The organism is Microvirga medicaginis (assembly GCF_052658925.1).
In genome coordinates this window covers 59,835-78,816 of the sequence record NZ_JBQWEL010000003.1, presented here as the reverse complement: position 1 = coordinate 78,816, position 18,982 = coordinate 59,835, and the positions used below count along the sequence as shown (strand labels likewise).

Below are 18,982 nucleotides of genomic sequence, written 5' to 3'. Positions count from 1 at the left end.
CCGCTATTCCTTCTCCTTAGGCACCTCGATGCGGGCGAGATAGGTGGTTCGCGGCTGTGTATTCAGATTGCCGAGCAGCGCGTAATTGCGTGGGCTTTGCTTGAGGCGGCTCACGGCGCTGCCGGAATCATTGACGTCACCGAACACAATGGCCTGTGTCGGGCAGGCCTGCTGGCAAGCCGTCATGACCTCTCCGTCACGCAGGCTCCTGTCTTCGATGCGAGCATCGGCACGGGCCGCACCGATCCGCTGAACACAATAGGTGCATTTCTCCATGACGCCACGGTCGCGGACCGTCAGCTGCGGGTTCATGGCATCGGGCGAGGCCGTGTAGTCCGTGCCCTGGTAGTCCAGGAAGTTGAAGCGCCGCACCTTGTAGGGACAGTTGTTCGAGCAGGTCCTCGTGCCGATGCAGCGGTTATAGACCATGTCATTGAGCCCCTCGGAGGAATGCACCGTCGCGTTCACGGGGCAAACCACCTCGCATGGAGCCTTCTCGCAATGCATGCAGGGGACAGGCTGGAAGTACGTGTTCGGGTTGGCGGTCTCCCCACTGTAATAGCGATCTATACGCAGCCAGTGCATCTCACGCCCCTTCGCCACTTCCTCCGGTCCGACGACGGCAATGTTGTTTTCAGCCTGACACGCAATGACACAGGCGTTGCAGCCGATGCAGGCGTCAAGATCGATCGCCATGCCCCAGGCATGTTCGTCATAGGACCATTCCGGATATAAAGACGGCTGCTCTCCCGTTTCCCGAGCGGCGGCTTGACCAGGCGCCACGACGCGCACGATATCGTGCCCTTGAAGCGAGTGGTGCTGCTGCGTGGAGATGAGCGGGATTCGCTCGCCGGTAACTTTGATCTCGCCCGTGGCGATCCATGGCCGATGCGATGGACGGATCGCATAGACATCGAACCCGATGTCGTTTCCGATCCGCCCCGCCTGCCGACGTCCATGGCCGAGAGCCAGTGTCACGGCTCCCGGCGCATGTCCGGGCAGAACCCAGACAGGAGCGCGCACGACGCGACCGTCAACAGTCAGATCGATGGCGTCACCCGAGGACAAATCAAAGACATCCGCCGTCTCGGGAGCCATCAGCGCCGCATTGCCCCAAACCTGTTTCGTCAGCGGCTTCGGCAGCTCCTGCAGCCAGCCATTGTTCGCATAGGATCCGTCCCATACCGACGGATCGGGCGCGAACACCACGTCGATGCCGTCAGACGGAACCGGAGCGGCGGGCTCCGGCTGCCAGTCGGATCGCAAGGGCACGTCGATGGCGGGCAGCGTCGAACCATCGATCACGCCGTCTTCGAGCGAGCGCTCCCAGCGCTCCTCGAACCCGTCTCCCCAGACCTCACGCCAAGTCGCTTGAACCAGGCCGCGACCATCCACATTCTGCCCTGCCATGAGGCCGAGAAACTCCTCGGCACTCAATGCTGGTTTCAGCGGCATCGTCGCGGGCTGCCTCAGTCCCACCGTGCCATCATAGGCCCGCAGATCGCCCCAGCTCTCCAAAGGATGAGCTTCGGGAACATGCCAGTGACAGACAGAGGCGGTCTCGTCGCGATGCTGGCCGAGATGAAGCGACAGAGGAACACGCCGAATGAGTGCGGCTAGATCGATGTCTGCCGGAGCTGTGTAAACCGGGTTGCTTCCGAGAACGACCAGATGGGACACCTGACCGGCTCCGATGGCCTGCGCCAGATCATTCAGTGTCCTGGCCCCGTCGATCGTTGGGCGCACCGGTTCTATGGTGCGGATCGTCGTGCCGAAGGCGCCCAGCCTTGCATTGATCGCAAGCGCAAGAGCATGCACGCGCGCCGGCTGCTCACGCCCGACAGCGACGAGGCTGCGAGAGCCGGCGCGGCGCAACTCGCTCGCCAGCCGGATAACGGAGGGATGCGCTCCCGAGGCCTGCGCAGAATTCGTGTCGAGAGACGCTGCAAGGGCGTGAGCGAATGCTTCGAACTCCCGCGGGCGAAGAGCAATCCGCTCATCGGCACGGACTCCGACAAGACTCGGTCGGGGCTCGACGGCAAAGAGGCGTGGAAGATCCCTCTCCTGCATCCGCCGCCGTTTCTGGTAATCGGCGGCATAGCGCAAACGGCCCGGCTCCTCGGCGAAGAGATCGCCGCCAAGGGTCACGATGACATCAGCCTGTGCCAGATCGTACACGAGATCGACATCCCGACCGAACACTTCCATGGCGGCGTCTCTCCTGCTGCCGTCGTCGATCGGTGAGAACACATGCCATTGGGCAAGGGGAAAGAGCTGCCGTGCCTGTGCAACGAGCCTGTGGAGGGTCGGCGATGACGTGGGCGGCATCAGAACATGCAGCCCCCGCCCCTCAGACACGACGAGCTCGTTTCGCACGGGGCGAATGAAATTCGTGAGCTCCTCCCAGCTTCTCGGGAGGCCGTTCTGGAGCGGCGCACCGGACCTGTCGGGATCGTAGAGCGACAGGATCTCGGCCTGAGCGAACACGTCCGTTGCCCCGAGGCTTGCCGGGTGAACCGGGTTTCCCTCGATCTTGATGGGTCGCCCTTCTTGCGTCTTCACGAGAACGCCCCGTCCAAAGCCGTTCAATGGAAGGGACGTCGCGACCGTGAGCGGCACGCCCGGTGTGTAGCCCGGCATGTTTTGGCTTTGGGACAGAAGAGGAGCATTTCTGCCCGCCTCCCTGCTGTTGCACGCGGCGAGCCCTCCTAGAGCGAAGGAAGCACTCATCAGCTTCAGCAGAGTACGGCGGTCGAGGGACGAGGCCTGGACGATATCCGGGAATTCTGCCTCCATATATCGGCGCATCTCCGGCACATCGGCCAGTTCCTCAAGGCTGCGCCAAAGCCTCGGGCCGCCCTCCGTTGAAAGACGGGTTCTCAAGGCATCGAGATCAAATGGCGCATCCTCACCCATCGTGTCTACCGGTGACATGTGTTGCAGCTTGTGAGACGCCGGGAAGCCTCCCGGTAGAACTCGCGAATATCGCCCGGCAGGTCCTTGCCGTGCGCTTCATAGCCCATGGTGAACACAGCCTCCCGCGGCCGAAGATTCGGAACCGGATCACGATGGCAGTCCAGGCACCATCCCATAGAAAGGGTCTGCGTCTTCGCGGTCTTGGACATCCGATCGACCCGGCCGTGACACGTCTCACAGGCGACACCCTTGCTGACGTGGGCGGCGTGGTGGAAGTAAGCGTAGTCCGGCAATCGGTGAACGGATGTCCACTCAATCGGCTGTCCGAGTGTGAAGCTCGTGCGAACGGGATCGAGCACGCTCGCGCCCACCCACACCTGAGAATGGCACGACATGCAGGTCTGAGCGGACGGCATGCCGGCATCGGCCGCTCGCTCCACCGTGGAATGACAATAGCGGCAATCGATCTTCAAGGACCCGCTGTGAAGATCGTGCCGGAATGGAACCGGTTGTGGTGCGGGCTTGCCTACATTCCAGGCGCCGTTCGAGCGAGCCCAGACATAGGCCGTCGCGCCTGCGGCGACGATCCCCAGGCCGATGAGCACGATTGCCACTCGAAACAGAGTGGTTGCTGCCGGTGTGAAGAGTTGCGCCATCGCCTGTGCCGCACACCCTTTGTTGAGTCAGGCTCATTGGCCTGATCGAAGCTTCGCTGTTGACACAATCGGTTCGGCGCAGCTTCGTTCCCTCACCGTCGCGCAAGATCGGCACGACCGGGATGGGCAAACATTTGGGATCCATCGCCTCTGGCAACGGCCACCAGAGTGATCCCGCAGCTTTTGGCGGCTCTCACGGGGGAGTGCTGCCGGTGCGGAGTCGCATGCTCGTGGATAGGCGTGTCCGTCTCCGCTGCGTCAGATCGTCCAAAGAGTTGAACGTCGGCCTAGCTCACTTTTTGGCCTGAAAGATTTAGGCTAAAGTTCTCAAATCCTAAAGAGCTTCACATTAGGAACGATCAGGATTTCAAAGAATGGGGTATGCACATTGCAGTTCGAAGTAACCTTGGAACACTGAAAGTCTCCACCTGCAAACAAGATCAGCAGAAGCAGCTGCTAAGTTATTTCCTTTCCAATCAATCCATTTTCTAAACGAGACTAAGCCGGCCAATGCCTTCCACCTCGTCCGTCGCCACGACAAGCAGCACCTATATCAACGCTCTTCTGGGTGACCGGAAATGGGCGACGAACAGCCTGACATACAGCTTTCCGACTTCTTCCGCTTATTACAGCGATACCTACAGCAGTGAGTCGCTGAATAATTTCGGTGTGTTCCTGAGCGCTCAGCAGGCGGCAGCGCGTGCGGCGCTCAAGCTCTATTCCTCGGTCGCCAATCTGACTTTCACGGCGATCACCGAGACGAGTTATCGGCACGCCGATCTTCGGTTTGCCCGCTCGGATGAACCCGGCACGGCCTGGGCGTACTTTCCGAATGCACAGGAATCCGGCGGAGATGTCTGGGTCAACAAGTCCAGTCGAATCTACGACGCTCCGCGCAAGGGCAACTACGCTTATCTGACGATCGTTCACGAGACAGGTCATGCGCTTGGCCTGGAACATCCCCATGAGGGCAGGACCATCATGCCACTCAGCCGTGATTCCATGGAGTACACGGCCATGAGTTATCGCTCCTACGTGAACGCCTCTCTGACGTCCGGCTACGTCAACGAGACCTGGGGCTATGCGCAATCGCTGATGATGTACGACATCGCCGCGATCCAGCATCTCTATGGCGCGAATTACGCGACCAACAGCAGCAACACGATCTACAAGTGGAGCCCCATCACCGGCGAACTGCTGATCAACGGCGTCCGACAGGGAGTCCCCGGTGGCAATCGTATTTTCCAGACTGTTTGGGATGGTGGCGGTGCCGACACGTATGACTTCACCCAATACACGACAGGCGTGAAGGTCAATCTTGCTCCCGGAACCTGGACGACCACATCGACGGCACAGCGTGCGAAGCTCAAATGGGACGGAACGAAGCTTGCCATCGGCAATATCGCCAATGCTCTTCTTTACGACGGCGATACCCGCTCGCTAGTCGAGAATGCATGGGGCGGCTCAGGCAGTGATACGCTCAAAGGAAATACCGGCAACAACACCCTGAAGGGTAATGCTGGCAACGATGTGCTTTACGGTTACAGCGGCAATGATGCACTGGTCGGCGGCTCCGGAAATGACAAGCTGATTGGACAAACCGGCATCGACCGTCTGTATGGCAGCAGCGGCGCCGACACTTTCATCTTTTCAACCGTGAGCGATTCTCCGGCACTCACGAAAGATGTGATCTATGATTTCAAACATGGCGAAGATCACATCGATCTGCGGAGCATCGACGCCAGCACGTTGACCACCGGCAATCAGGCCTTCACGTTTATCGGCAGCACGGCGTTCACGGCAAAGGCAGGACAGCTCAGGTTTTCAAGTGGTGTTCTCTCGGCCGATGTGAACGGTGACAAGGTTGCCGATTTTGCGGTGACCATGATTGGCCTCACGGGCATGTCCAAGAGCGATTTCTATCTCTAGCGGGATGCTTCGGCACGATTATCCCTTCCATGGCTTAAGGGACGGCATGCACGGCTGCTCAGCCGAATGCATGCTGTCGTCCAAAGGCCGTTCAAAAGAGAAAGCCTGCAGCTCTAATAGGCTTCACCGTGGTTACTCCCCGCCACATGGCAGAGGCGCAAACGCTCTCAGGCGGGCAACTCCGAGGCCTTGAGGTAAATCTGAACGAGCTGCTCGCAGCCCTCGCGGTCCTCCTCATCGAACCGGTTAGGATGAGGGCTGTCGAGGTCGAGGACGCCGATGACCCGCCCGTCCTTGATCAGAGGAACGACGAGTTCGGAACGGGAGGCACTGTCGCAGGCGATATGACCTGGGAATGCATGAACATCAGGCACGACGATGGAAGTCTTGCGCTCCACGGCCGCGCCGCAGACGCCACGGCCAATGGCGATCCGCACGCAGGCCACCTTGCCCTGGAACGGCCCCAGCACGAGCTCCGAACCGCGCATGAAATAAAATCCAGCCCAGTTCAGGTCGGGGAGGATCTCATAGATCAGCGCCGACATGTTCGCCGCATTGGCAATGGCGTCGGGCTCACCCTCCAAGAGGGCGGCGAGCTGCTGAGCAAGCGAGGCATAAAGATCGCGCTTGCTGGCGGAAGAAGGAAGGGGTTTGGCTTCGAACATGGGACTCACTTATGAGCCCTCGCCCCGCTTGTCCAGTCTGTCCTGCGGGGCTGAAGCCGAGCTTGCCCGGCTGAAGGTTTACAGGACCATTAGATCAACCGTCTCGAAGCCCAAGCCCTCAAGCCGCTGCGCCAGAATGCGCCGGTGGCAATTGGCGGGGTCGCGTTCGAAGCAGAGAAGGCAGATCGGCTTTGCGCCGGCCAAGGCTTTCAGATCCCGGAAGGCTTCCTGCGCTTCTTCCGTGGCCAGAACCTCATCGCAATAGATGCGGCGCATCAGCTCGCCGTCGCCGGCCCGTGCGGCCTGGCGGCCTTCCTTGGGCGTTCCGAGCTTGATGAAGTGCTCGTAGCCGATGCCCTGGTTCGCAAGCGCATCGCGGAGAGCGGATTTCGAGAAACCGCGCTTGCGGGAGAGCGCAACGGCGCGCACATCCGCGAGCGTTTCGATGCCTGCGTCCTTCAAGGTCGTGAGGAAGCGGTCGACATCCGCTCCCTCGTACCCGATCGTAAAAATCTGCGGCTTTGCCATTCCATTTACATGGACGGCATCGGGTGCTGTGGCAAGTCGGGTTGTGTATAAGGTCTCAAGGCCTCCGGTGTGCGGAAGTCCCGAGGCACCTCGAAGTCGCTTGCCGCACCGCGCGACTGCTCCACGCCACGCGGGAATCCGGTGCGGTCCGAATAGTCCTGCATGGGCGGCAGCGGATGCGGGCTTTCGCGGCTGAGCGTCTGCGCGCAATAGACGTCGAGCGCCGTCACACCGGCGACAGCCGCCATGGCGATGCCGACATTGGTCCTGTTCGGGTTGTCGCCCTCGAGCGCCGTGGCAAGCGTTGCGAGATCGAGACCGTCGCCAGCCACACGTCCCCACATCCAGGGCGTGGGATCTTTCGACGCAAGAATGCCGACGCCCGTTGCGATCTCGCGCAGGCCATAGCCCGCAATCAGTCCTTCCTGCCCTTTCATGCCGAGTGCTCGCGCCAGGGCACGAGGCGCGGCGATTTCTGCGATGCCGAGGGCAATCGAGAAGATTCCAAGGCCACGCGCAAGCGTGTCCGTTGCGGTATCGGCATGACCGCGCCGACGGGTTCTTTCGGTTTCGTAGCGCATGATGTTGGCCTTTAAGGTTTGAGCACGACCTTGATGCAACCGTCCTGCTTGTCGCGGAAGATCTTGTACATTTCAGGCCCGTCTTCGAGCCCGACATTATGCGTGATCACGAAGGACGGATCGATCTGCCCGTCCTCGATGCGCCGCAGCAGGTCATCGGTCCAGCGGTTCACATGAGTCTGACCCGTGCGGATCGTGAGACCCTTGTTCATGATGGCGCCGAAGGGAATCTTGTCGAGAAGCCCGCCATAGACACCGGGAATCGAGAGCGTTCCCGCCGGACGGCAGACATAAGCCATCTCGCGCAGGACATGCGGGCGATCCGTTTCCATCATCGCAGCCTGCTTCACGCGATCGTACATGGCATCGACGGTGCCAGCCGCATGCGCCTCCATACCGACGGCATCGATGCACTTCTCCGGGCCCTTGCCGTTGGTGAGCTCATTCAAGCGCTCGACGACGCTTTCCTCGTCGAAGTTGATGGTGATCGCACCACCGGCCTCCGCCATGGCGAGACGCTCCGGCACCCGATCGATCACGACCACTTGCCTCGCGCCGAGCAGGACGGCGCTGCGGATCGCCATCTGTCCGACAGGGCCTGCGCCCCAGATCGCCACCGTATCATCCGGCTGGATATCGCATTGCACTGCCGCCTGCCAGCCGGTGGGGAAGATATCGCTCAAGAACAGCAGCTTCTCGTCCGGAATGCCGTCCGGCACCTTGATATGGGTGGCATCGGCGAACGGCACGCGCAGGTATTCCGCCTGTCCACCTGGATACCCCCCGGTCAAATGCGTGTAGCCGAAGAGGCCAGCAGTGGAATGGCCGAAGGCCTTTGCCGCGATGTGGCCGTTGCGGTTGGTTCGCTCGCAGACGGAGTAGTTGCCGCGCTTGCACTGCTCGCATTCGCCGCAGATGATGGTGAAGGGGATCACGACGCGATCGCCCACCTTCAGCTTGCCCTTGGTTTCAGCACCGACCTCGACGACCTCGCCCATGGTCTCGTGGCCCATGATGTCGCCGCTCTTCATGCCGGGCATGAAGTGGTCGTAGAGGTGGAGATCGGAGCCGCAGATGGCACAGCTCGTCACCTTGATGATCGCGTCGCGCGGATGCTCGATTTGCGGATCCGGAACGGAGTCGCAACGGATATCCGTGGTGCCGTGCCAAACAAGCGCCTTCATCGAAATCTCCTTCCAGCATGCGTGGGGACGGCCAAGCTTGCCGCATGGCCGCCTCGTCATGGGAAAAGACTTCTTGAAGAGCGTTGCGTTCCCGGAACGCGTGCGATTTTCCGGACGTTACCCCAAAAGAACGGGCGCGTTAGACGTGCTCAGGCAGGCTGCGAATGAGTTCAGCGAGCGCAGGCTCGAGCACTTGGTGAGCAGCGTCTTCGACATCGAACCATTGTGCCTGGCGCTGTCCCTTTTCCCGCCAAGACTTGAGCTGCTTGGAGACTGCGAGGGGGTACACATTCACCCGGCAGAGATCGAAATGCGTGGAGCGGCGCTTCCAGTAATCATAATGGCCGAGCGGCTTCGGCTTGATCTCGCCCTTCACGCCGGCCTCCTCCTCCGCCTCCTGGGCTGCAGCCTTGTGCGGCTTCTTGCCCTTCATCGGCCAGCCCTTCGGAATCAGCCAGCGCTTGGTCTCGCGGGATGTGACAAGGAGCACCTCGACCTTCCCGTCCCTGATGCGAAAGGGGAGTGCTGCGACCTGACTGAGTTCTTCTTTTGGCGTCTGGGACATTCGACGAGAGTAGAGTTTCCACACGGTTAGTCTATAACATAGTTTACTTGAGCCGGCTAAGAAAGGCTCAATTCGACAGGTTCTGGGGACATCTCCTTTCCGAAGGCATGCCACCTTCGCATTCTCACGAACCTTCATGAATATGTGACAACAAACCGGCTGCCTTTTTGATCCTTGAGGAACGCCTGAACGCCATGACGACCAATAGCTTGGATATGAGATTTACCGCTGCCTGCGCCATTGCTCGCGAGGCCGGAGTGCTGGCGCGCAAGCGCTTCCTGGAGCGCCCGCGCTCCCAGCGCCCGGATTTCAAGGGCCCGCAAGATTTCCTGACGGCCACCGATGCGGAGGTAGAAGAGCTGATTCGCCGCCGCCTGAGCGAACTCTTCCCTAATGACTCCTTCTTCGGTGAGGAAGGGGGCGGCTCCTTCGAGCGCGATGTCTGGGTCGTGGACCCCATCGACGGTACGGCGAATTTCGCCCGTGGCATCCCGCATTTTGCCATCTCCATCGCTTTTGTACGCGACGGCCAAGTCGAGATCGGCGTGATCTATGACGTGATGCATGCGGAGCTCTACACCGCCCAGCGCGGACGCGGGGCGATCCTCAACGGCGAACCGATCAAGGTGAGCGGATTGACCGATATGCGCCAGGCCACCGTCGAGGCCGGTTGGTCGTCCCGCCTGCCTCCGGAACCCTACATCGCTGTCGTCGAGCGTCTGAAGAAGAGCGGCGCGAATGTGCGCCGCGCAGGTTCCGGCACGCTTGGCCTCGCCTATGTGGCGGACGGCCGGATCGATGCCTATTGCGAGCTGCATATCAATTCATGGGACGCCCTGGCGGGTCTTCTCATCATCGAGGAAGCCGGCGGCTGGACCAACAACTTTCTGGCGAAGGACGGATTACGCAAAGGCAACCCAGTCCTCGCCTGCACCCCGGAGCTCGCAGATGCCCTGACGGCAGCCACGGGCATAGCCAAGGAGCCCTGACGTTGGGCCATGAGTCCAAAGATTCATGGCGGCATCATCAGCTGGGCTCTTGACCGGGCGCTCTTATCGGGGCGAACTTAGCCAACCAACAAAAAGATAACAAAAACCTATGGGAGGAAGACTATGACACTGAAGAAGAATCTCGTTGCCGCCACGATGCTGGCGGGCTCCATGACCGCCCTCTCCTTCCTGTCGGCCGGAACGGCCCAGGCTCAGGGTGCGCTCGTGATGTATTGCGGCGTGCAGGAGGAATGGTGCCGTGCCATGGTCGGCGCGTTCGAGCGTGACACGGGCATCAAGGTCTCCATGACCCGCAAGAGTTCGGGCGAGATTTTCGCCCAGGTCAAGGCCGAAGCCGCCAATCCGCGCGCCGACATCTGGTGGGGCGGTACGGGCGATCCCCACATGCAGGCCGCCGAGGAGGGCCTGACGGTCGAATACAAGTCGCCGAAGATGAGCGAGCTGCAGGACTGGGCCGTACGTCAGTGGGAGCAGTCCAAGCAGCGCACCGTCGGTATCTATTCCGGCGCGCTGGGCTTCGGCTACAACACCGAACTCGCCAAGACAAACAAGGTGCCGGAGCTGAAGTGCTGGGCTGACCTGCTCAAGCCCGAGTTGAAGGACGAGGTGCAGGTGGCCGATCCGAACTCCTCCGGCACGGCCTATACGCTGCTCGCCACCATCGTTCAGCTCATGGGCGAGGACAAGGGCTTCGAGTACCTGAAGGCCCTGCACAAGAACGTCAATCAATATACCAAGTCGGGAGCTGCCCCCGCCAAGGCCGTTGCGCAGGGCGAGACGACCGCCGGCATCACCTTCATGCATGACATGGTGACGATGGTCGTTGACAAGGCCCCGATCAAGGTCGTGGCTCCCTGCGAAGGAACGGGCTACGAGATCGGCTCCATGTCGATCATCAAAGGCGCGAAGAATCTCGAGAGCGCCAAGAAGTTCTACGATTGGGCCCTGACAGCGGACGCACAGAAGCTCGGTGCGGAGGCCAAGTCCTACCAGGTCCCGTCCAACAAGAACACGCCGGTTCCGCCGCAGGCCCCGAAGCTCAGCGATATCAAGCTGATCAATTTCGACTTCGCGAAATACGGCTCCTCGGAAGAGCGCAAGCGTCTGCTGTCCAAGTGGGACAACGAGGTGAAGAACCTGCCGAAATAGGCAGCCGATCCGTTCCGGCGAGACTAAGGCGTTTCGCCGGAACGCTTCTTCCTCACCTGTGAGATTGGAAGTCGGGTTTTCTCTTAAGCCCGCATTGATCCTGACGCGAGAACAGACATGTCACGGGCAACCCTTGGCTGGATCGTTCTAGGCTGGGTCGGCTTTGCCCTCCTGCCCTGGTACGGTTTCGACCGCACGGCGGTTCCAACCTTCACCGATTACGTGATCGGCGGATCGGCTCTCGTTCATGGCCTGAACGGCGCCTGGTGGCTTCTGCCGATTCTCGTGCCGCTTCTGATCAGCCTGCGCCCTGCCGTTCTGCCCTCGCGAGCGGACAATGGTCCATGGCTCATCGCCGCAGGCTCTTTAGGCCTCGCGCTGATCGTGATCGAGGGCTTCACCATCGGCCTGAACGGCTGGACGCTCGACATCCTGAAAACTCTCACCGGCGGAGATGGGCCGAGCCAGGCCGGCATGGGCTATGGTGCCGCCCTCACATCCACGGCCTTTCTCATCATTCTCTGCCACGGGCTTGCCGCGCGCGGATGGTGCCGGGGCGATGCTTTCGTCACCTCCTCCATCGGCATCGTCATCGCGCTCATCATCGTCTTCGTGTTCTTCCCCGTTTCGACGATCCTTGCGAGCGCCTTCGCGGACAACGACGGCAATTTCGCACCTCTCGTGTTCCTGACCAAGTTCATGGACAAGTCGATCTGGGGACTCGACTGCCTCTCAAGCGACCTGCGCTGTGGCGTGGCTTGGAACACCCTGTTCCTCGGCCTCCTCGTGGGTGTCGGCACCACGGCTCTGGGCCTTGCCTTCGCGCTCATCGCCACGCGCACGGCCTTCCGCTACAAGAAGCTTCTGCGCGTGATGAGCGTACTGCCCATCATCACGCCTCCTTTCGTGATCGGCCTTGCGCTGATCCTGATCTTCGGCCGCTCCGGCGCGCTCTCCTCTGTTCTCTGGGAGTGGTTCGGCATCCCGCGTTCACGCTGGATCTATGGCCTTCCCGGCGTCTTCATCGCGCAGCTTCTGGCGTTCACACCCATCGCCTTCCTCGTCCTGATCGGCGTGGTGCAGGGCATCAGCCCGACGCTGGAGGAGGCGTCCCAAACTCTTCGCGCGAAGAGCTGGACAACCTTCGTGACGGTGACGCTGCCGCTCATGCGACCCGGTCTCGCGAATGCCTTCCTCCTTGGCTTCGTGGAAAGCCTCGCCGATTTCGGCAATCCCCTCGTGCTCGGCGGCAATTACGAGGTTCTTTCCACCAAGATCTTCTTCGCCGTCGTCGGCGCGCAGCAGGATCAGGGCCGTGCCGCCGTGCTCTCCATCATTCTGCTCGCCTTCACGCTCGGCGCCTTCTGGCTGCAGCATGCCTGGCTCGGCAAGAAGGTCTACACGACAGTGACCGGCAAGGGCGACGCCGGCATTCCACTGCCCCTGCCTCGCCGCGTGGCCCTGGCATCCTACTTCACAGCCATTCCGTGGGCACTGTTCACCGTGGCCGTTTACGTGATCATTCTGGTCGGCGCCTTCGTGCGCTCCATGGGCCGCGACTACACGCCGACCCTCGATCATTTCCTCACCGCCTTCCGCATCGAGCGAGCGGATTGGGGCCTCTACTTCTCCGGCTCGGCCTGGGATTCATTCTTCGCCACCGTGAAGGTCGCGGCTCTTTCCGCGCCGCTCACGGCCGCCATTGGCCTGCTGACAGCATATCTCCTCACCCGTCAGCGCTTCGCCGGCCAGCGTTCCTTCGAGTTCGGCACCCTGCTCAGCTTCGCGATCCCCGGTACCGTAGTGGGTGTGTCCTACATTCTCGCCTTCAACGTCCCGCCGATTGAGATCACCGGCACCGGCTTCGTGCTCGTGATGTGCTTCGTGTTCCGCAACATGCCCGTGGGCGTGCGCTCCGGCATCGCCACCTTGAGCCAGATCGACAAGAGCCTGGATGAAGCCTCGCTCACGCTCGGCGCCCGATCGGCCACCACCATGCGCCGCGTGGTGCTGCCCCTTCTGCGTCCGGCCATCGTCGCCTCGCTCGTCTATTCCTTCGTACGCGCGATGACGGCGGTCAGCGCCGTGATCTTTCTGGTCACCGCGGAATACAACATGGCGACGACCTACATCGTCGGCCGCGTCGAGGCGGGCGAGTTCGGTCTCGCGATCGCCTATTCCACCGTGCTCATCATCGTCATGCTGCTTGCGATCCTCGCGATCCAGCTTGCGGTCGGCGAGCGGCGTCTGGGGCGCCGTACGCCGAGCACTTCAGCCAGCCCCGTTGCCGCTCAAGCCATTCCATGAACCAGATGTCATCCTTAAGCTCCCTGTCCCGTTCCACGGCCTCCAAGAAGCAGGCGGCGTCGGTCGAGTTTCGTGGCGTGACGAAGCGCTACGGCAGCGTCACGGCTGTTGACAACGTGTCCTTCACCATCGAGCCCGGCCGTCTCGTGACCCTGCTCGGTCCCTCGGGCTGCGGCAAGACCACGACCTTGCGCATGATTGCCGGTCTCGATATGGCAAGCGAAGGCCAGATTCTGATCGGCGGACGCGATGTGACGCATCTCTCCGCCGCCGATCGCGACGTCAGCATGGTGTTTCAGTCCTACGCGCTCTTCCCGCACATGTCGGTGCTGGAGAATGTTGCCTACGGCCCGACCGTGCAGGGCATCCCGAAGAAGGATGCCTATGAGATGGCCATGGAGAAGCTCGAACTGATCGGCCTCAAGGGCCTTGAGAAGCGCGCGCCGTCCGAACTCTCCGGCGGTCAGCAGCAACGCGTCGCGGTTGCACGCGCCCTGGTGCTCGAGCCGCAGGTGCTGCTGTTCGACGAGCCGCTCTCCAACCTCGACGCCAAGCTGCGCCGCCGCGTGCGCGAGGACATCCGCGAATTGCAGCAGAGCCTCAACCTCACGGTCGCCTATGTCACGCATGATCAGGAGGAGGCGCTTGCCGTCTCCGACTATATCATCGTGATGTCGAACGCCCGCATCGCGCAGACAGGAACGCCGCGGGAGCTCTATGAGGAACCTGCGGATCTCTTCGTCGCCGACTTCATCGGCGACGCCAACATCATCTCCGGCGAAGTCGTCGATGATTCAGGGCCGATGGCCAATGTGAAGATTGGCAACCTGAACGTCCAGCTGCCCCGTCGCGGCGCGGGCCTGGGCTCGGTGAAGCTCGCGGTCAGGCCTGATGCTATCGTGCTGGATGAAGGTTCCGCGGCTCCCGGTAAGATCACGGGCACGGTGAGGAAGGCCTCCTATCTCGGCACGCAGATGGAATATGAGGTGGAGAGTCCCATCGGACATCTGTTCGTGGTGCAATACGGCCGAAAGGACATGATGGCGCCAGGCACGCCGATCTCGATGTCCTTTTCCACACAGCGCGGGATTGCGATCATTCCCGGAGCCTGATCTCTATACCGCACCCTCGTCAGGAATGTTGAGGATCGTGCCGCAGGCCTTGCAATGGACGGCATCCCTGTCATGCCGTTGCAGCCCGCAGACCGGACAGGGATGACGCACTTTGTTGGGCCGCAACAGAACCTGCACGAGGCGCAGGAACAGCGTTACGCCGAAGATCATGATGATGACGGAGAGCAGGTGCCCGAGCGTTCCCGTGAGCGTGATGTCGCCGAACCCGGTGGTGGTGAGCGCCGCCATGGTGAAGTAGAGCGCATCAATATAATTGCCGATCTCCTCATTGGTCCAGCGCTGCGTTTCATAGACGAAGCCGGTCATGATGAAGATGAAGACGCTGAGATTGACCGCTGCGATGATCAGCTCCTCGTTTCTCCGGAAGAACGGACTGTCAGTACGCAGGCGTGCGAGAAGCTGGTAGGTGTGAAGCAATCGCACCGTTCGCAGGATGCGCAGGAAACCGATCCCTTCTCCGACGATGGGCGCCAGAAACGACACGATTGCCGCCACATCGGCCAGGGTCGTCGGGTGCAGGAGATCCTTCCAGGGTCTCGGGCTGATCACGAGGCGTGCAGAAAAGTCGGCGAGCACGATGAGGCCGATGACGATATCGATGCCCTGCAGCACCGTGGAGTGCGGCAGGAAGGAGGAAACGACGATGAAAAGAATGGTGACGATATCGAAAACGAGAAGGGCGTAGCGGAAACGGTGAGCCTCCGGCGCGTCCGCCTCATAGAGAAACTTGATCTTGTCGACCGCCCTCATCGGGTTTTCTCGCCATCGTTCTTGAAGAGAGGGTAAGCCACGAGCGACATCATGTTTCCTGGATTGGGGACCCTCACATAATCTATAAGGCAGGCCAGCAATTCTAACAGGGTGCCTTTCGAGCCGAAGCGGCTTACATGATGGGCGCCCTATCCCTCGCGAGACGGAACGATGCTTAAGGCCTTGATTTTCGATATGGACGGCACCCTGGTGCACAGCGACCCCGTGCACCTTCAAGCCTTTGTCGAGGTTCTGAGCCCGGAAGGCGTAGCGATCGACGAGCATGTCTACCGCTCCACGATCATCGGCCGGACCAACGAATCCATCTTCGCCAGCCTCCTGCCCCATCGCACCGTCGAAGAGCACGTCGCCTTCGCTGACGAGAAGGAGGCGGCCTTCCGCCGACTGGCGCTTGATCTCAAGCCTTTGGACGGCCTCTTCGATCTCCTCGACTGGGCGAAGGAGCGCGGGATCAAGGTTGCGCTTGTCACCAACGCCCCGCGCCTCAATGCAGAGCATATGCTCGATGTGTTGAGCCTCACGAAACGTTTTCCGGTTCAGATCACCATCGATCAGGTGGCGCGCGGAAAGCCCGATCCCCTGCCCTATCTCACGGCCCTGGAGCGGCTCGGCGTGCGGGCGGACGAGGCTGTCGCCTTCGAGGATTCCCCCTCCGGCATGAAGGCCGCCAAGGCTGCGGGCCTCTTCTCTTTCGGCGTGCTGACCGGCCTGACCGCGCAGGAGATGCGGGACGTGGGAGCGGATGCGACCATCGAAGATTTCCACGCCCCCATTCTGTGGGATGTGCTGAACCGCAGAGCCGCTGCCCGAGCTTAGCCTTAGGCGGCGTCCGATTCCGGCTTGACGCCCGCCGCCACGTCGAATCGCCGCCGTGCAGCCAGAATCTCGTCCCTGTTCTCGATCGCCCAGGCTCCCAGAGCCCGCACAGTCTTGAGCAGGCTGCAACCCAGCTCTGTGAGCTGGTACTCCACCCGGGGCGGAATGGTGGGGTAGACCGTACGCGTGACGAGCCCGTCACGCTCCAATCCGCGCAAGGTCAGGGTCAGCATCCGCTGCGAGACGCCGCTGACGATGCGGCGTAACTCGTTGAATCTTTTGGGCCCTTCGCCCAGCTGCACCACGACCTGGACGCTCCACTTGTCGCCCACGCGGGAGAGGATCTCCGTCACCGTGTGACAATTGGCGGGCACATGGATGTGACTGGGTGTCATGAAAGTGCCTCCTTGCGCTTCGGCTCGAGAGTTACTTAATGAGCCTCGGTTACAAAAGAGAACTTAACCCTTCTCGCCCCGAAAACAACCTGGGAAATCCCATGAAACCGAAGCTTCACATCGTCATCGCCAGCACGCGTCCTGGCCGGGTCGGCCCGAACATCGCGAAGTGGTTCGGCGAATTCACAGCCGAACACGGAAAGTTCGAGCCTGTCCTCGTGGATCTTGCCGATTTCAACCTGCCGGTCTTCGACGAGCCCGAGCACCCGATGAAGCAGGACTATAAGCATGCTCATACGAAGGCTTGGGCGGAGAGCGTCTCGGCGGCTGACGCCTTCGTGTTCGTCACGCCGGAATACAACTACGCTCCGCCTCCGGCGCTGGTGAATGCGCTCAACTACCTCTCCCGTGAGTGGAATTACGCGCCCGCCGGCTTCGTGAGCTATGGCGGCATCTCGGGCGGGCTGCGCTCTGTCCAGGTCGCCAAACAGATCGTGACGACCCTGAAGATGATGCCGATTCCAGAAGGCGTGCCCATGCCGATGGTGTTCCAGAACCTGGACGAGAACGGCAACCTCAAGCCGCTCGACATCTACAAGACGTCCGCCGCCACCATGCTCGACGAACTTCATCGTTGGACGGAAGCTCTCAAATCGCTTCGGGCCACACGCAAATCCGCGGGCGCTGCCAAAGCTGCGGCGTAACAGGCCTGATCAATCAGCGAGAATGGCGCCGCTGTTCCTCGCGGCGCCGCTTTCTTTTACATGGCAGGACGCACCCGCTTCGGTCCATAGAAGATCACCCAGGTCTTGAAATCCTCCGAGAAGGTCTCGAAGCGATGCGGGACATAGGCTGGCACATAGAGAAGATCGCCGGCCTCGAACGTGACAAGCTCCTTGTCACGGCTGAAGGTGCCGTGTCCTGACGCGATGATGTAAAGCTCATCCCGCTCATGCGGCGGCTGCTTGTCGGTGCCCACAGGCGCATAGAGCTCGATCGTGATTTCCTCGCCCTGCTCGAAGAAGGTCCTGAACGGGCTCTCTGCTGAGAGATGCGCCGCTGCTTGGGCAAGCCTGACCTGAATATCGCTGCCTGAACCTTTTTCCACGGTGCATTCTCCATGATAAGGCCGAATGGAGAAACGGCGCGTCACCGAACCGGGCGCGCCGCTTTTCAGCTGTTGAAGCGATTGAGGACGACGATCAAAGCCGTCCGGCCAGCGCATCCTCGAAGAGCTTGCGGGCGCTCTCCCTGGTGATCGGCACCGGGTTGCCGCCGGCGGTGGGATCGTTGGGAGCCATTTCTGACATCTCATCGAAGCGCGCGCTGTCGACCTTCAAGCCCTCCAGCGTGTGCGGCACGCCGAGATCCTTGCGCAGCTGCAGAACCCAATCGAGGAAAGCCTGGAACGAGGGCTCGAGGCCGATATAGGCGGAAAGACGTTCGATCCTCGGCTCGATGGCTTTGCGGTTATAGACCAGCACGTAAGGCATGAAGACGGCGTTGGTCAGGCCATGATGCGTATCGTAGAGCGCGCCGGTCGGATGCGACAGCGCATGGATCGCGCCAAGGCCCTTCTGGAACGCGGTGGCGCCCATGGCGGCGGCCGACATCATCTGCGCGCGGGCTTCGATGTCCTTGCCGTTCTGATAGGCGCGCGGCAGGTATTCCTTCACGAGGCGAATGCCTTCGACCGCGATGCCGTCGGCCATCGGGTGATAGCCCGGTGCGCAATAGGCTTCGATGCAATGGGCAAGCGCATCGAGGCCCGTGCCCGCCGTGATGTGGGGCGGCATGCCGATTGTGAGTTCCGGATCGCAGATCACGATCTTCGGCATCATGAGCGGATGGAAGATCACTTTCTTGGTGTGCGTGGATTCCTGCGTGATGACACCGGCGCGGCCCACTTCCGAGCCCGTTCCGGCCGTCGTCGGCACGGCGATGATCGGCAGGATGCCTTTGGGGTCTGCACGGGTCCACCAATCGCCGATATCCTCGAAATCCCACATGGGACGGGTCTGGCCCGCCATGAAGGCGATGACCTTGCCCGCATCGAGAGCCGAGCCGCCACCGAGAGCGACGACGCCGTCATGCTTGCCGGAGCGCAGCACTTCGAGGCCCTTGTAGACGTTCGTCTCGACGGGGTTCGGCTTGATGTCCGAGAAGATCACAGCCTTGAAGCCAGCGGAGAGGAGCTGGTCGAGCGCAGCTTTCGTCATGGGTTGAGTGGCGAGGAACGGATCCGTGACGATGAGCGGCGAGGACATGCCGACCGCCTTGCAGGCCTCGGCGAGTTCCGAAATGCGGCCTGCGCCGAAACGGACGGCGGTGGGATAATTCCAGTTGGAGCGGGGAGACGTGGTCATGATGCTTTCAA

18 protein-coding genes are annotated in these 18,982 nt (G+C 61.2%); 7 read left to right on the top strand and 11 right to left on the bottom strand.

Annotated elements, in window-relative coordinates; translation table 11 throughout:
- Positions 1-3 precede the first annotated feature (3 nt).
- Together ACUXUR_RS05535 and ACUXUR_RS05530 are read right to left on the bottom strand one after the other, a co-directional pair.
- Complete coding sequence (locus tag ACUXUR_RS05535) at positions 4-2,934, bottom strand: TAT-variant-translocated molybdopterin oxidoreductase (protein ID WP_445501349.1); 2,931 nt, start codon at positions 2,932-2,934, stop codon at positions 4-6.
- Positions 2,922-3,572, bottom strand: coding sequence for a cytochrome c3 family protein (locus ACUXUR_RS05530; protein ID WP_445501348.1), 651 nt, complete (start codon positions 3,570-3,572; stop codon positions 2,922-2,924). The genes ACUXUR_RS05535 and ACUXUR_RS05530 overlap by 13 nt, the downstream gene beginning before the upstream one ends.
- 510 nt (positions 3,573-4,082) lie before the next feature.
- Between ACUXUR_RS05530 and ACUXUR_RS05525 the strand changes: the two genes are divergently transcribed.
- On the top strand, positions 4,083-5,501 hold the full coding sequence (locus tag ACUXUR_RS05525; protein ID WP_445501347.1) for a M10 family metallopeptidase: 1,419 nt from the start codon (positions 4,083-4,085) through the stop codon (positions 5,499-5,501).
- Between the two features lie 167 nt (positions 5,502-5,668).
- Here ACUXUR_RS05525 and ACUXUR_RS05520 read toward each other — a convergent pair whose 3' ends face one another.
- The 5 genes from ACUXUR_RS05520 to ACUXUR_RS05500 form a co-directional block, all read right to left on the bottom strand.
- Positions 5,669-6,166, bottom strand: coding sequence for a GAF domain-containing protein (locus ACUXUR_RS05520; protein WP_445501346.1), 498 nt, complete (start codon positions 6,164-6,166; stop codon positions 5,669-5,671).
- A 78-nt stretch (positions 6,167-6,244) separates the two neighbouring features.
- Complete coding sequence (locus ACUXUR_RS05515) at positions 6,245-6,694, bottom strand: DUF488 domain-containing protein (protein ID WP_445501345.1); 450 nt, start codon at positions 6,692-6,694, stop codon at positions 6,245-6,247.
- A 5-nt stretch (positions 6,695-6,699) separates the two neighbouring features.
- A complete protein-coding gene (locus ACUXUR_RS05510; protein WP_445501344.1) occupies positions 6,700-7,275 on the bottom strand; it encodes a cyclase dehydrase in 576 nt (191 codons plus the stop codon).
- Between the two features lie 11 nt (positions 7,276-7,286).
- Positions 7,287-8,459 carry a zinc-dependent alcohol dehydrogenase gene (locus tag ACUXUR_RS05505; protein WP_445501343.1) on the bottom strand — a complete coding sequence of 391 codons (1,173 nt, stop codon included), beginning with the start codon at positions 8,457-8,459 and terminating at the stop codon, positions 7,287-7,289.
- A gap of 139 nt (positions 8,460-8,598) precedes the next feature.
- Positions 8,599-9,024, bottom strand: coding sequence for an NUDIX hydrolase (locus ACUXUR_RS05500; protein WP_445501342.1), 426 nt, complete (start codon positions 9,022-9,024; stop codon positions 8,599-8,601).
- Positions 9,025-9,218: 194 nt separating this feature from the next.
- On the opposite strand from ACUXUR_RS05500, the gene ACUXUR_RS05495 reads away from it, so the two are divergent.
- The 4 genes from ACUXUR_RS05495 to ACUXUR_RS05480 all read left to right on the top strand — a co-directional run bounded on the left by ACUXUR_RS05495 (position 9,219) and on the right by ACUXUR_RS05480 (position 14,602).
- The gene (locus tag ACUXUR_RS05495) at positions 9,219-10,013 is read left to right on the top strand and encodes an inositol monophosphatase family protein (RefSeq protein ID WP_445501341.1); all 795 of its coding nucleotides are present in this window, start codon (positions 9,219-9,221) and stop codon (positions 10,011-10,013) included.
- A 123-nt stretch (positions 10,014-10,136) separates the two neighbouring features.
- Positions 10,137-11,183, top strand: a complete 1,047-nt coding sequence (locus tag ACUXUR_RS05490) for an ABC transporter substrate-binding protein (protein ID WP_445501340.1) — start codon at positions 10,137-10,139, stop codon at positions 11,181-11,183.
- Between the two features lie 117 nt (positions 11,184-11,300).
- The gene (locus tag ACUXUR_RS05485) at positions 11,301-13,490 is read left to right on the top strand and encodes an ABC transporter permease (protein ID WP_445501339.1); all 2,190 of its coding nucleotides are present in this window, start codon (positions 11,301-11,303) and stop codon (positions 13,488-13,490) included.
- Positions 13,491-13,495: 5 nt separating this feature from the next.
- Positions 13,496-14,602, top strand: coding sequence for an ABC transporter ATP-binding protein (locus ACUXUR_RS05480; RefSeq protein ID WP_445501655.1), 1,107 nt, complete (start codon positions 13,496-13,498; stop codon positions 14,600-14,602).
- A gap of 3 nt (positions 14,603-14,605) precedes the next feature.
- Here the strand turns inward: ACUXUR_RS05480 and ACUXUR_RS05475 are convergent, their stop codons facing one another.
- Entirely contained in the window at positions 14,606-15,373 is a 768-nt protein-coding gene (locus ACUXUR_RS05475; RefSeq protein WP_445501338.1) for an ion channel, read from the bottom strand.
- 171 nt (positions 15,374-15,544) lie between these two features.
- On the opposite strand from ACUXUR_RS05475, the gene ACUXUR_RS05470 reads away from it, so the two are divergent.
- Positions 15,545-16,210 carry an HAD family hydrolase gene (locus tag ACUXUR_RS05470; protein ID WP_445501337.1) on the top strand — a complete coding sequence of 222 codons (666 nt, stop codon included), beginning with the start codon at positions 15,545-15,547 and terminating at the stop codon, positions 16,208-16,210.
- Positions 16,211-16,212: 2 nt separating this feature from the next.
- On the opposite strand, the gene ACUXUR_RS05465 is transcribed toward ACUXUR_RS05470, so the two are convergent.
- Positions 16,213-16,605: a winged helix-turn-helix transcriptional regulator gene (locus ACUXUR_RS05465; RefSeq protein WP_445501336.1), complete on the bottom strand. Its 393-nt coding sequence runs from the start codon at positions 16,603-16,605 to the stop codon at positions 16,213-16,215.
- A 101-nt stretch (positions 16,606-16,706) separates the two neighbouring features.
- On the opposite strand from ACUXUR_RS05465, the gene ACUXUR_RS05460 reads away from it, so the two are divergent.
- Entirely contained in the window at positions 16,707-17,309 is a 603-nt protein-coding gene (locus ACUXUR_RS05460) for an NADPH-dependent FMN reductase (protein ID WP_445501335.1), read from the top strand.
- A gap of 56 nt (positions 17,310-17,365) precedes the next feature.
- Here ACUXUR_RS05460 and ACUXUR_RS05455 read toward each other — a convergent pair whose 3' ends face one another.
- Positions 17,366-17,713: a cupin domain-containing protein gene (locus ACUXUR_RS05455; protein ID WP_445501334.1), complete on the bottom strand. Its 348-nt coding sequence runs from the start codon at positions 17,711-17,713 to the stop codon at positions 17,366-17,368.
- Positions 17,714-17,807: 94 nt separating this feature from the next.
- On the bottom strand, positions 17,808-18,971 hold the full coding sequence (locus ACUXUR_RS05450; RefSeq protein ID WP_445501333.1) for an iron-containing alcohol dehydrogenase: 1,164 nt from the start codon (positions 18,969-18,971) through the stop codon (positions 17,808-17,810).
- Positions 18,972-18,982: the final 11 nt, after the last annotated feature.

Excerpts from the sequence above, each read along its gene's own strand:
- ACUXUR_RS05535 (WP_445501349.1), bottom strand. The coding sequence starts at position 2,934 with ATGTCACCGGTAGACACGATGGGTGAGGATGCGCCATTTGATCTCGAT.
- ACUXUR_RS05530 (WP_445501348.1), bottom strand. The coding sequence starts at position 3,572 with ATGGCGCAACTCTTCACACCGGCAGCAACCACTCTGTTTCGAGTGGCA.
- ACUXUR_RS05525 (WP_445501347.1), top strand. The coding sequence starts at position 4,083 with ATGCCTTCCACCTCGTCCGTCGCCACGACAAGCAGCACCTATATCAAC.
- ACUXUR_RS05520 (WP_445501346.1), bottom strand. The coding sequence starts at position 6,166 with ATGTTCGAAGCCAAACCCCTTCCTTCTTCCGCCAGCAAGCGCGATCTT.
- ACUXUR_RS05515 (WP_445501345.1), bottom strand. The coding sequence starts at position 6,694 with ATGGCAAAGCCGCAGATTTTTACGATCGGGTACGAGGGAGCGGATGTC.
- ACUXUR_RS05510 (WP_445501344.1), bottom strand. The coding sequence starts at position 7,275 with ATGCGCTACGAAACCGAAAGAACCCGTCGGCGCGGTCATGCCGATACC.
- ACUXUR_RS05505 (WP_445501343.1), bottom strand. The coding sequence starts at position 8,459 with ATGAAGGCGCTTGTTTGGCACGGCACCACGGATATCCGTTGCGACTCC.
- ACUXUR_RS05500 (WP_445501342.1), bottom strand. The coding sequence starts at position 9,024 with ATGTCCCAGACGCCAAAAGAAGAACTCAGTCAGGTCGCAGCACTCCCC.
- ACUXUR_RS05495 (WP_445501341.1), top strand. The coding sequence starts at position 9,219 with ATGACGACCAATAGCTTGGATATGAGATTTACCGCTGCCTGCGCCATT.
- ACUXUR_RS05490 (WP_445501340.1), top strand. The coding sequence starts at position 10,137 with ATGACACTGAAGAAGAATCTCGTTGCCGCCACGATGCTGGCGGGCTCC.
- ACUXUR_RS05485 (WP_445501339.1), top strand. The coding sequence starts at position 11,301 with ATGTCACGGGCAACCCTTGGCTGGATCGTTCTAGGCTGGGTCGGCTTT.
- ACUXUR_RS05480 (WP_445501655.1), top strand. The coding sequence starts at position 13,496 with ATGTCATCCTTAAGCTCCCTGTCCCGTTCCACGGCCTCCAAGAAGCAG.
- ACUXUR_RS05475 (WP_445501338.1), bottom strand. The coding sequence starts at position 15,373 with ATGAGGGCGGTCGACAAGATCAAGTTTCTCTATGAGGCGGACGCGCCG.
- ACUXUR_RS05470 (WP_445501337.1), top strand. The coding sequence starts at position 15,545 with ATGCTTAAGGCCTTGATTTTCGATATGGACGGCACCCTGGTGCACAGC.
- ACUXUR_RS05465 (WP_445501336.1), bottom strand. The coding sequence starts at position 16,605 with ATGACACCCAGTCACATCCATGTGCCCGCCAATTGTCACACGGTGACG.
- ACUXUR_RS05460 (WP_445501335.1), top strand. The coding sequence starts at position 16,707 with ATGAAACCGAAGCTTCACATCGTCATCGCCAGCACGCGTCCTGGCCGG.
- ACUXUR_RS05450 (WP_445501333.1), bottom strand. The coding sequence starts at position 18,971 with ATGACCACGTCTCCCCGCTCCAACTGGAATTATCCCACCGCCGTCCGT.